This window comes from Methanomassiliicoccales archaeon (assembly GCA_036504055.1).
GTDB lineage: Archaea > Thermoplasmatota > Thermoplasmata > Methanomassiliicoccales > UBA472 > DASXVU01.
The window spans coordinates 81,467-94,069 of the sequence record DASXVU010000034.1; the positions used below are offsets into that span (position 1 = coordinate 81,467).

Genomic DNA, 12,603 nt, shown 5'->3' on the forward strand with positions numbered 1-12,603 from the left:
CCAGAATGACAACTGAAGCAGATCCGATGGCAGGCGGCAACGGGAGGCTGGAGCCGCAGTCAAAGGTGAGCACCATGGAGAGGGCCAAGGAGAGCTACATGCGCTTCCTTAAGAAGGTGGCCCCCAACCGGGGGATCAAGGTCATGCTCTCGGCCAAGGTAGTGGAACAGAAGCGCCTCCAGAAGGGCTCCCATGTCACCGATATCCCGGAGATCAAGAACCCCAACATCGAGGTCCTGGAAACATATGCGGTGAAGGAACCTTACAGCTATGTGCGGATCACGTTCAACAATGAGAACAGTGAATACCTGTATGAGGCGATCGAGCCTGAACTGAACAAGGAGGAAAAGGACCTCCTTGCCCTGGTCAAGGACACCCTGCAACGCACCCTTGGCTACGAGTGGGAGAAGCTCACCTCGCTTGACAAGGAGGAATATCTGCGGGAGAGCGTGGACTCGTTCGTCCAGACCCGGGGGATCAAGATCGAACCGATCACCAAGAAGAAGCTCGGTTACTATATCATCCGTGACTTCGTCGGTCACGGGGTCATCGACGTCATGATGAGTGACGACGACATCGAGGATATCTCCTGTGACGGTTACAACATCCCCATCTTCGTCTCGCACCGGAAGTACGAGTCCGTTCGTTCAAACATCATATTCGACAACGAGGACGCCCTGAACAATTTCGTCGTCACCCTGTCACAGAGGAGCGGGAAGCAGATCTCCGTGTCCAGCCCCATCCTTGACGGAACCACCATCGAGGGCCACCGGGTCCAGGCGACCTATTCGCGTGAGGTGACGACGCGCGGTTCTACATTCACCATCAGGCGGTTCAAGCACCGCCCGTTCACACCGGTCGACCTGCTGAAGTACAAGACCGTCTCCCCGGAGATGATGGCGTACCTGTGGCTGGGGGTCGAGAACGGCGAATCGATGATCCTGTGCGGCGGCACGGCGTCCGGCAAGACGTCGGCGCTGAACTCTCTGGCCCTCTTCATCCCGCCAGGCGCCAAGATAGTGACGATGGAGGACACCAGGGAGATCAACCTTCCCCACGATAACTGGATACCGGGCATGACCCGTACCGGTGTGGGGGAGAAGGACAAGGATGGCAAGTCCGCCGGCGAGATCGACATGTTCGACCTGGTCCGTGCAGCGCTGAGACAGCGTCCGAACTACATCATCGTCGGAGAGGTCAGGGGAAAGGAGACGTACATAATGTTCCAGGCGATGGCGACGGGACACTCCACCTACTCCACCATGCACGCCGATTCGGTGAAGTCCATGGTCAACAGGCTGGAGAACCCGCCCATCAACTGCCCCAGGATATTGCTGACCGCGTTGCGCAACGTGCTCATCCAGGCACAGGTCCGGGTGGGCAACGACCTTGTCCGTCGCATGAAGCAGGTCATCGAGATCGTCGGTTTCGAACCGGAAACGAACGAGCTCATCACCAACACCGTCTATGAATGGGACCAGGCAACGGACCGGTTCATCTACAAGGGCCATTCGTTCCTTTTCGACAAGATCATGGAGATGAAGTCGCTCACCCATGATGAGATGATGACCGAGTTCCAGAGGCGGATCGAGATCATCAATTATATGGTGTTCAAGGACATGACCGACTACCGCAAGATCTGGTCCATCACCAATGCCTATTACAAGGACCCCGAGAAGACGCTCACTAAGGTAAGGAAGGAGACCGAGGAGGGAAAGAATGTCGCCTGAAGTCTCAGATCTGTTCTCTAAGGTGGATTCCAGCAAGAGCACCTACATGAAGACCAAGAAGATTGGGGAGCACAAGAAGGAACTGGGACCGCGGGTGATCAGACTGCCCGAGGGCGTCGTGCCGGACTATGTCAAGCTCACCAAGTACCAGGAATTCTGCTGGAGGACGATCGGAAAGATCGTGCGTCTCCGGGCCAAGCCCAATCCCAAGCAGGAGTCATTGCTCCTACAGGCGCACATGCGCATGAGGCAGGAGGAGTTCGTCGCCTACGTATGGATGACGACCCTGCTGGTCGCCATCATAACAATACTGATCAGCGTGTTCTTCGGGGCGGTATTCATAGCCGTGCTGAACATCAGCCCGGCCCTGACCATATTCTTCTCCGTGATGGTGGTGGTGATCCCCACCCTCATGACCTATGTGATCGTCAACAGCACTCCGGGTTCCAAGGCCAAGGCCCGAAAGCGCGACATCGACAAGCGCATCGGTCCGGCGATGTCGTTCATCTCCGCAATGGCCTCGGCCGACGTGAACATCGACGTCATCTTCAAGGAAATGTCCCGCCAGCCGATATACGGGGAGATCCAGAAAGAATCAGAATGGATCACCAGGGACACGGAGCTTTTGGGCATCGATATCCTGACCGCCATCGGCAAGGCCGCACAACGCACGCCCTCGCAACGATTCCAGGAATTCCTTCAGGGGGTGGTGACCACCTCCACCTCCGGCGGACAGCTAAAGCCATATTTCCTGCAGAAGGCGGAGCAGTTCGAGAAGGAGCACAAGTTGGAGATCAGGGCCCAGCTGGAGAGCCTGGGACTGATGGCCGAATCGTTCGTCACCGTGGTCGTCGCATTCCCGCTTTTCCTGATCGTCATCATGGCCATCATGGCCATCGTGCCAGGCGGCGGGGGAAGTGCCGGGACCACCATAATGCTGCTCTACGCGGTGGTAGGGCTGATGGTGCCGGTATCCCAGTTCGGATTCATCTTCTTCATATGGAACTCGACCAAGGAGTCGACAATGTGAGGTGCTCCAATGGCCACTGAAAAGAACCTGGATATAATGGACCTGAAGCAGCTCAAGAACGATAAGAGCGACCTCACCAAGACCATGCTGATCATCGGCATCGTCGTAGGCGTGATGTTCTTCCTCATCGGATTCCTGGACGCCATCGGCGGGCTGGAAACGCCATTGAACTGGATCGACTATGTGGCGCTGGGCCTGATGGGCGTGTCCGGACCATACGGTTTCTACACCACCTACAGGCACAAGAAGGTCAAGAACATCGAGGCACGCCTTCCGGACTTCCTCAGGGATGTCGCCGAGGCAGGCCGTTTCGGAATGACCCTGGCGGAGGCGATCAAGGTCTCATCCCGAGGCAGGTATGGGCCGCTCACCCCGGAGATCCAGCGCATGGCCGCCCAGATCGAATGGGGTGTTCCGGCCGCCGAAGCTCTTAAACTGTTCGCGGAACGGGTCAACACGCCGTTGGTCAACCGTATGATATCGATCATCATCAAGGCCAACGACGCGGGCGGCAGCGTTGCCGATGTCCTCACCATGGTCGCGCACGACTCTCGCGAGACCATGCTCGACCAGAGCGAGCGCAGCCTGGAGATGTCGACCTACACCGTCGTCATATACGTGGCGTTCGCGGTGTTCCTGGCCACCATCTTCATCCTGAACGCCACCTTCCTTCCGAAGATGGCGGAGGCCGGAGCGCAAGTGGCTGCGGGAGCGGAGGCGGCCGGCATCACGAACATGCCCGCCACCATCAAGACCGAGATCATCCCTCAGATCCAATTGATATTCGTCATATCGGTCGTCATCCACGCCTTCGGGGACGGCATACTGGCGGGCGTGCTGCAAGACGGCCGCATCGCCAATGGGCTGAGGCATTCCTTCATCATGCTGCTGCTCGGCCTGCTCGGAACCAAGTTGGGGGGTACCTGAGATGGAAGCTTCAAAAGAACCGATGGCTGAGATCGATGCGGTCCTGAAGGGGGATCACGAGCCCGCGGTCAAGATGACCGCCATGCAGGGGTTCAACAGTAAGTACCTCGGGTTCCTGCTGAAGGTGAAGGGCCGGCCCATGAAGGTCATGCTCCCTTCCGGAAAGATACAGCCTGAGCTCGACTCGGAGGTCATCACCGAGGTGCCGAAGATAGCGGATGTCAACGTGGACGAGGTCGAGGTGACCCCCGTTTTCAAGCCATATTCGTTCGTGCGGATCAAGTTCGACAATACTTCCTCCGAATACATCTATGAGGTCATAGAGCCGCACCTCACTGAGGACGAGACCTACCTGCTGGATATGCTGAAGTCCTCCCTCATCGTCACGCTCAACCTGCCGGTCAGGAAGACGGGCAAGGAGAAGATGGACATACTGCGCAAGGCGACCGACGAGCTCCTCAGGATCTTCGACGTCAGCCCGAATGCGCTGTCCAAGGAACGCATATTGTACTACCTGCGGCGGGACTTCATCGGTTACGGAGCGATAGACGTGATGATGCTCGACCCGAACGTAGAGGATTGTTCCTGCGACGGCGTCAACATCCCGCTCTACATATTCCACCGTAAATACGGTTCGATCAAGTCCAACGTCAAGTTCGAGAAGGAGCTGGAACTGGACTCGTTCGTGGTCTGGCTGGCCCAAAAGTGCGGAAAGCACATCTCGGTCGCCAGCCCGATGCTGGACGCCACGATCCCGGACGGGAGCAGGCTCAACGCGACGCTGGGCATGCACGTCACCAAGAGGGGATCGTCCTTCACCATCAGGCGGTTCAAGGAGAATCCGTTCACGCCCATCGACCTGCTCAAGTTCAAGACCATGAGCACGGAGATGATGGCCTATCTTTGGATATCCACCGAGTTCGGTTCGTCCATGCTGGTCTGCGGCGGTACCGCTTCCGGCAAGACGACCACCCTGAACGCGGTGCTGCTGTTCATTCCGCCGCAGAAGAAGATCATCAGCATTGAGGACACCAGGGAACTGAACCTGCCCCACGAGAACTGGATACCTGGACTGACCAGGGAAGGTTTCGGTGGAAAGAAGATGAACAGCACCGGATCGGTGGACATGTTCGACCTGCTGACCGCGGCGCTGAGGCAGCGTCCAGATTACCTGATGGTCGGTGAGGTGAGAGGCAAGGAAGCATACGTCGTCTTCCAGGCCATGGCCACCGGCAAGACGTCCTATTCCACGTTCCACGCAGAGGACGTCCAGGCGATGGTGCACAGGATGGAGAACGACCCGATCAACCTGCCCAGGGCGTTGATGACCGCACTGGACATCGTCATGCTGCAGGCCCAGGTAAAGGTCGGCACGAAGATGACCAGGAGGGTCAAGTCCCTGACCGAGATCGTCGGCATGGACTCGGAGACCGGGGAACTGATCACCAACGCGGTGTTCAGCTGGAACCCGGCGGACGACACCTTCAACTTTTCCGGTCATTCGTACATCTTCGAGAAGGTGAGGACCATCAAGTCCTGGTCCCCCAGGGAGATGGAGCGTGAGGTGAAGCGCCGGGTCGAGATCCTTGAGTACATGAAGAAGATCGGCGTGGACAACTACAAACAGGTGGCCAGGATTATCTCGGCATACTACAAGAACCCGGAGCGCGCCATGAAGGAGATCCGGGAGAAGATGACCGCCACACAGCTGCCCCCTCCCCAGTGAACCTGGGGCTTTGGGCTTTTTTTATATTCCATTATATCGGCAATCAGATCGTTCCCGCGTACAAGGCATCCTGTGGATATGCCGCACGTTCCGACTTGTCGATCGCATTTCCTTTCAACGCAATAGCTTGCCGCTGCCAAAGAAGGTCAGAGAAATAGGGAAATGGGTTTGTCTAAAGGGTTTGAGGGAAGGCGGATCACTCCTTCTTTTGCTCCTCTGGCACCGATTCAGGCGAGTGCTCTGTCTCAGGGTTGTCCTTCACTACCTTCTTGGGGACCATCTTGCGGTCCGATGACCGCTTGACGATCTTACGGAAGGGCTTGGCCTGTTCTCCAGACTCTGCCGCCGATGCCATTTCCAGAGCCTTGTCGAACACGGTGCCGCACTTGGAGCATATGGTCGCGCCCTTCGGGTTGAGGGTGCCGCATGTCGGGCAGGGCAGGGAGCTTGCCTTTCGGTCCTCCTCCTTCTTGGCCACCCAGGCCTCAAAGGTCACATACGCCGGCTCGGTCTTGAGCCAGTCCATGAACTTGTCCTCGGAGTACTTCTTCCCCAGGGCGGCCTTGGCCTGTTCCCTGAACCCGTTGATGTACTCGTCGTACTGCCTCCTCATGGAGGACATGTAGTCGTCGGTGGATATCTCCTCAACCGGCTCGGTCATGAACTTCGCTCCACATTCGGGGCATTCCTTCGACCTGGACGGTATCCAGGTACCGCACTCGGAGCACTTTGCGGTATCCGCCTCGAACTCGGTGCCGCAGCGTGGGCAGCGCTTCGAGCTCTCCGGGATCAGCGCGCCGCATTCGCCGCACTCCACCATCTTGCCCAATCCATACTTGTACAGATAGACCGAGAAGACCAGGATGACCGCAATCACTATGATCGCGATGATCGCGAACACCCAGAGCGGGACACCCTGTGCGTTGAATATCTTCATGACGTTGATCGGGACCGAATTCGAGTAGACCGCACCTGAGTTCATCGTCACGCTCACCGAGTGCGAGCCGGACCGGTCCGTCGGCACGAATACGAAGCTGCTATAGGCCCCGGTGCCGTCGGTCTTGGTCGTGATAGCGTCACCCACTGGCAGACCGGCAGAGTCCAGCAGCCTGATGGTCAACGATTGGTTGGCCAGGGCATAGCTGCCGTCCTTGTTGGTGATCATTCCGGACACCGGTATCGATTCCCCCGGTTGGAAGTCTGTCTTGGAACCGACACTGATGGTGATCATCGGGTTAGGTATGTTGACCGCGAACGCCCGGCTGTCGATGTTGTTGGTGTAGTTGGATTCCTCGATCACGTGCCTCGAGTTCATCTCCACCACCAAAGAATAGGTGCCAGATGTGACGTTCACCACCCACGGGAAGGATATCTGGACCGATGCGCCTCCGGACAGGTCCCGGATCATGCTCATCAGGAGGTGCTTGTAGTTGTCGCTGTCCTTCACGTATATCTCGAGGACCGCCCCGTTCGCTGCCTTCAGGCCTTCATTGCCCATTACAAATGTTATGTCTATCGTCTGGCCTTGGACCGCTTGCGACGTCGAGTTACTGCCGGACGACGATTTCACGGACACACCGGCCGGGAACCAGAGGTCAGCCCGGTTGTCCACCACGAGCAGCGAGCTGGAGATTATGTTGTTCTCATAGGTCATCTCCATGACCGGGGTGTCATTGCCGTGGGTGAAGGGATTTACCTCCACCGTGATCATGCGGCTCTGGTTACGGCCCGATCCATCGACGGAGGCGGCGATCCAGCCCATCTGTATGTCGGTTGTCGCACCTGCGTTGATGCTCGGGACCACCACATCACCGATCTTCGTGCCGGTGCTAGCAGTTCCCAGCCAGAAACGGACCAGGAAGTCCGATGCTACGTATTCGCCCGTGTTCATCACCGTCGCGCTAAGCATAACGGAGTCTCCGATGAACACCTGAGTGACCACCGACCCGGAACTCGACAGCTTGAACTGGAGGTTCGTGGCCACCAGGTCCGGGTAGTTCATGACCTTGACGATGACGCCGGCAATGTTGTTGCCCTTGGAGGCCTCCAGGAGTGTGTTGTTCTCATCGATCACGACTGTTATGTTATGATCGCCCGGCAACATGTGCTGCCAGGTAGCGAAGGCCACTCCGGTCTGGCCGCCGCGTATGGCGGGTAAGGTGAAATTGCCGATGGAGATCCTGAGGCCGTGGAACACATCGTAGAAGCGGATCACGGCCGTCTGGTCCATATCATCTCCGCCATTCACGATGTCCGCCCGGATGGACACCGTGGAGTTGGTCTCGACGATGGCCGGATTGATGGAGATCTGGCCGGGGAGAACGCTCAGATCGGGGACACCCTGGACCGATACGGTCGTTTGGTTCCAGTTGTTGCTGCGGTTCAGTTGCGGGATGGCTCCGAACGGGTCGACGGTGACATTGAGGGTATGGTTCCCGACCGGATAGACCACGGTCCAGAGGACCGTTATGTTCGAGTGCTCGCCTGGGGCGATCGACGTGATCGTCTGGTCCGCAATTATGGCACCGGTGGTCAGGTCCTTGAAGCGGACAAGAACGCTGTAAGCGTTCACCACTCCATTATTTGTTATGTTGGCAATTAGGCCCACCGAAGCGCCCCTGGCGGGGCTATAATCGGACGCCCAGAAGGGCGGGTCCAGCTCGGGCAAGGCGCCGAGGATGTTCACATTGATCGCGATGTCGCTCTTGGCGATCTCGCTGCCATTGTCATTGTTGATGAGCCCGTCCGGAGAGACCTGGGTGTAACGTGCGTTGATGGCTCCGGTGCTATCGTATCGGACACCGTGGAACCAGTAGGTGGCGTTCACCCGGTAGTTGTCATTGAAATGGGATGCGCCATAGCGATTGATCCAATCGGATAGCAGGTTGAACGTGGCCTTACCGTCCGCACCGGTGATGGCGGTTGCATAGGACATACCGGTCGACCGGTCCAGTTCGACGAACGCTCCGGCTATCCCGTGGACCAGTGTCCCGTCCATGACCGTCACGGTCAACAGACGGTAGCTCCAGGCCCTGGCATCGTCCTGGAGGTGAATCGCCGGGATGGATACGCTCGTCAGCACTGCCGTCGCCTGACCCCCGAAGTTGGCTATGCCAGCCTGCAAAGTGACGTTGGTGGCGGTCAGGTTGCCGAACGATGTGGAGGGGGCAGTGATGTTCGAGGCCACAAAATTGCTGTCGGTCAGGGTGACCTTCGAATGACCATCAATATTGATGTTGACGAATCCGGTCAGGATCGATCCGTTACGGGCCGACATGACAGCGTTGTCCTTCAGGAATATCGTCATCTCACTGTTCGCGGTTATCGTTCCAGACGTGAGCTCTATCGACCCTGATCCGGAGACGGTTATCTTGAACTGGTTCGGGTGATCATTGAGGATGCTAAGAAGGCCGGATGTGATGATCAGCCTGGCATTGTCCCTGACCTCGATGTCGCCTTTTATCGACACGGGGGCATCGCCGCTGATGACCCATACCATTGTTCCGGTGAGAATCGTCGGTCCGTGGATCACCGACAGCGTCGGGAACATCACATCCCTTTCATCGACATTATTGATCATATTAGGGAAATGCCTGAAGTTGGTCGATATTCCTCCATTGCTGTCATCCATCACATAAAGGACCTGGCTCTGGGTCCGGTACTTGAAGACCAGGTTATAATCGAATGCCTTTCCGTTCCTTAGGTTGGAGCTGTTCAGCACATCGCTGAGCAACGGGATCGTTACCATTCCGGAGGTGGCGGTCCTGTTGAAATTGGCTGCGGTCTTGCCTAGATAGTTGAGAATGGCCTGTGGCGGTGCCGCCACTGCGCCTGATTGATCTAGATAATATGCTATGGCTCCAGTGCCCGCATTACTGGACGTCACACCGACGTTTCCAACCGGTATTAGTTGGTTGTCGGTAACTTCTAAGGAAACCCAACGGTAGAGTGCTACTTGTGGTTGAGTTTGAATATTAATGAACATACGATCAAAATGGATCGTTGCCCCACCGGCGTTAGCAAATGACAGTGTAAGTGTTCTCAGTTTGTCGATGGAATTTACACCATTAGCATAAAGATCGAAAGGTCCAATAGTTGTTTGACCTAGGTTCAGAGAAGGTCTCATGTTGGTATTCTTCAGTGCTGACCCACCAAATGAATACTGGATATAGTTCGTTTGAGCGTATGAGGCTTCAGTATAGTATACAAATGATACCGTTAAACTCTTTATCGAGCCCGTCAATTCTCCAATATTATACTTTACGATATTCATTGTTTGTCCGATGGATAGATCGTAAGTCAGAGCATCGCCTTGAGCGTATAGCCCATTAACATTCTCTCCAGTTCCATCGTTCGTACCATTCGCCGTAATTACTTTTGCCAGATTCCTTGTTTTGAAGACGTTGGTACCGAAGTATCCGCCGGTGCTGTTCTGGACGGTCATGCCGTACAAGTTGGCGATCGACTGATCCAAGGCAACTAGTTTGTGGTAGGCGCCTTGTGTCGCATCCGTCCCGTTGTTCTCATTGATGTTGTTGAGCGGGATGTAGGTGTCGGCAACGACCAGGTTCGTCGATCCGCCTATGGTTATGTTGCGGTAGGTCGGCAGCTTCAGATCGATCGTTACCCAGATCCTGTCGATGTAAACGTTGCCAGCCTTGGTGTTGGTGTAGTCCAGTGTCATCTTGCTTAGGCTCTGAGCGGCCATGTCGGGCAAGACTTGATCGTCGGTGACGTTAAAGTTCGTTCCAGAAGGATCGTCAGCCCGGAACGTGGGGACAATGTCAATTGCGGTGGGCGTCGCGGTCCCATACTGCGGAGTGTAGGAGAATACGCCGTGAGAACCGGCCGCCGCACTTGTGCTGGTCTTATAGCTCACGTGTAGAACGATGCCTCCAGGGACGATGTCCGTTGCCTCGAACACCAATCCGCCCATGTCGAAACCGGTCGTGACAAGTCTCTGGGTGGCTGCGACGGTCACGTTCCTGGTGTCGTTCATTGTCATCGACAGTGCATTCTGGCCAGTGACTGTGCTTAAAATAGGATCGAACGCGGCGTTGACATCCCTCTCCAGGAAGTAGTCCACGTACTGTCGAGCCTTATTGTCCTTGGCGAACTGGTAATTGAAACTGTAAGGTCCCGGATTGGCCGTAACGGAGTTGTATGTTCCGTTGTCGTACATGTTCAGGACCCTGGAGCCGATCATGGATACCTCGCTGGACATGAACAGCATGACCGGGGAACTGCTGAAAACCTTGGTCGGGAAGTAGACCGAATTGTAAGCCAGCTCCGCTCCGGAAATGGTGGAATCGATCAGTGAGAATCTGGCATCGTCGACCAGAAGGTGTCCCGAGAACGATATGTTCGACATCCGTGACTCGAGGTAGCCACCGTGCCTGACAACCACTCCTAGTGCTGGAATGATACTGCTTCTGATGGTGTCAACGGTCAATGTTGAGTTGTCGAGTATCAGTATGCCGCCATCCTCTATGGTCAGGGTCAATGCATTGATACCCGCCCCAACCGGTGTGGCTCCTGAATATGATGAAGAGAATATCACTGTTGAATTGATGATCTGGACCATGCCGCCGGCCCTTATGGTGAGGCTATTTTGGATCCATTTCCCGCCATCATCGTGGATCGTGAAGTTATCACCATATCCGGTACCAACTATTGTGTCCCCATTCAGGACCTCCCCCTGGGCCGATACCCCCACCTCAGGTACGGCAATGAGCAATACCCCGAGGAAGGACGAGATCACCATGCACCATACGATTGCGAAGCTAACAAGCTTGTTGAACCCAGCACCCAGCTTCATTATAACACCTGATTGACGACCATTGGTATTTTGGAAAATACTGTTTGAGTCTATAAATAGATGGTTACTTCTATCACACTTTGAAACAAATGTGGCGCGTTAATATCATATTAGCCACATATGTAAAATCAAATTATCATTTCGCGAAAAATGGGAGCATAAGAATAAGGATAGGGAGGGGAGAGACCTCACTTCCTCTTGATTATCTTTCGTATAGAAACGGAGCGTTTCACTTCTGATCTCTTTTCCTCTTCCTGCTCCTTGTGCTCCTCGGCCGGTTCCTCCTCGACGTGCTTCTCTTCCTCGGCCGGTTCCTCGATGTGTTTCGGCTCAGGCTCTTCCTTCTTCGGTTCGGGCTTGCGAGAGTCCTTCTTCTTTGGGGCCTCGACCAGTTTGCCGTCCTTGAGCTTCGCGTCGCAGGCCCAGCAGTGTTCTGACTTGGAATCGATGATGGTGGCGCAGTTGGGGCACTCGAACTCCTTCCGCTCCTCGGCCGGTGCCTCCTGGGCGATCTCCTCTTCCTCGGCCGGTGCCGGTTCCTCTGCCTTTTCTTCGGGCTCCTCGATGGGCGCCGGGATCGACTTCATCTGAGGGGCATCGTCCTCGACACTGGCCTCCATATGGGCGGCGTTGTCCTCCTCCATCATCTCCTCGGGCTTGGCCTCCTCGAAGGCCGGCTCGGGAATGACCGGTCTGACCGTTGTCTTGGCGCGGCGTCCCTCCATCGCTTCCCTCTGGGTGAGGGCCTTCTCCCTTTCCGTCAGGGTGCGCTCCCATTCGACGAAGCGCTTCTGCTCGTCCAACATGAGCTTCTTGCTGTTGGCCAGCAGATCTCCCTGCTCTTCCACGACCTTGATCTTGGCGAGCAGTTCCTCCCTTCTGGCGCTCATCGACTCTAACATCTTCTTCAGGTCTGACTCTCCGGAAAGCATGCGCTCTTCCATCTTGGAAATGCGTTCTCCGGAGTCACGCAACCGCTTTTCATAGCCGGAGGTGAGCTCGGTCAGCCGGAGCAGTTCGGACTCCTGCCTTGCGATCTCCCCCTGACGCCGGTCCAGGTTCTCCCGGCTTGCCTGGATGTCCTCCTCCCTGCCCTGCAGGTCGGTCTGCATCCGGTTCAGGTCCTCCTGGAATTTGGCGACCCGGTTCTCCCTGGGCGCAAGGTCCGACTCTCGCTTCTTGAGCTCGGACTCCTTTCTCCCCAGGTCTCCCTCCCTGTCGGCCAGATCGCGCTCGTCGGAATGCAGCCTGGACTCCATCCCATCGAGGTCCTCGCGACGCTTCTTGAGGTCTGCCTCTTGGTTCTTGATCTTGTCCTTGAACTCCTCTATGACCTGCCATATCGGTACTGAATCATCTGCCATTGGTATTC

6 protein-coding genes are annotated in these 12,603 nt (G+C 56.1%); 4 read left to right on the forward strand and 2 right to left on the reverse strand.

Annotated features, from left to right (window positions below; translation table 11 throughout):
* The first annotated feature begins 5 nt into the window (after positions 1-5).
* From VGK23_08375 to VGK23_08390, 4 genes are read left to right on the forward strand one after another with little or no spacing between them, the layout of a single operon-like run.
* Positions 6-1,730 carry a type II/IV secretion system ATPase subunit gene (locus VGK23_08375; protein HEY3420552.1) on the forward strand — a complete coding sequence of 575 codons (1,725 nt, stop codon included), beginning with the start codon at positions 6-8 and terminating at the stop codon, positions 1,728-1,730.
* Complete coding sequence (locus VGK23_08380; protein HEY3420553.1) at positions 1,720-2,760, forward strand: type II secretion system F family protein; 1,041 nt, start codon at positions 1,720-1,722, stop codon at positions 2,758-2,760. The genes VGK23_08375 and VGK23_08380 overlap by 11 nt, the downstream gene beginning before the upstream one ends.
* Positions 2,761-2,769: 9 nt before the next feature.
* A complete protein-coding gene (locus VGK23_08385) occupies positions 2,770-3,687 on the forward strand; it encodes a type II secretion system F family protein (protein ID HEY3420554.1) in 918 nt (305 codons plus the stop codon).
* A gap of 1 nt (position 3,688) precedes the next feature.
* Positions 3,689-5,413: a type II/IV secretion system ATPase subunit gene (locus VGK23_08390; protein HEY3420555.1), complete on the forward strand. Its 1,725-nt coding sequence runs from the start codon at positions 3,689-3,691 to the stop codon at positions 5,411-5,413.
* Between the two features lie 196 nt (positions 5,414-5,609).
* Here VGK23_08390 and VGK23_08395 read toward each other — a convergent pair whose 3' ends face one another.
* Together VGK23_08395 and VGK23_08400 are read right to left on the reverse strand one after the other, a co-directional pair.
* On the reverse strand, positions 5,610-11,231 hold the full coding sequence (locus tag VGK23_08395) for a CARDB domain-containing protein (protein HEY3420556.1): 5,622 nt from the start codon (positions 11,229-11,231) through the stop codon (positions 5,610-5,612).
* Positions 11,232-11,419: 188 nt separating this feature from the next.
* Entirely contained in the window at positions 11,420-12,595 is a 1,176-nt protein-coding gene (locus tag VGK23_08400) for a hypothetical protein (GenBank protein ID HEY3420557.1), read from the reverse strand.
* Positions 12,596-12,603: the final 8 nt, after the last annotated feature.

Coding starts and splice junctions, on each gene's coding strand:
- VGK23_08375 (HEY3420552.1), top strand. CDS start 6: ATGACAACTGAAGCAGATCCGATGGCAGGCGGCAACGGGAGGCTGGAG.
- VGK23_08380 (HEY3420553.1), top strand. CDS start 1,720: ATGTCGCCTGAAGTCTCAGATCTGTTCTCTAAGGTGGATTCCAGCAAG.
- VGK23_08385 (HEY3420554.1), top strand. CDS start 2,770: ATGGCCACTGAAAAGAACCTGGATATAATGGACCTGAAGCAGCTCAAG.
- VGK23_08390 (HEY3420555.1), top strand. CDS start 3,689: ATGGAAGCTTCAAAAGAACCGATGGCTGAGATCGATGCGGTCCTGAAG.
- VGK23_08395 (HEY3420556.1), bottom strand. CDS start 11,231: ATGAAGCTGGGTGCTGGGTTCAACAAGCTTGTTAGCTTCGCAATCGTA.
- VGK23_08400 (HEY3420557.1), bottom strand. CDS start 12,595: ATGGCAGATGATTCAGTACCGATATGGCAGGTCATAGAGGAGTTCAAG.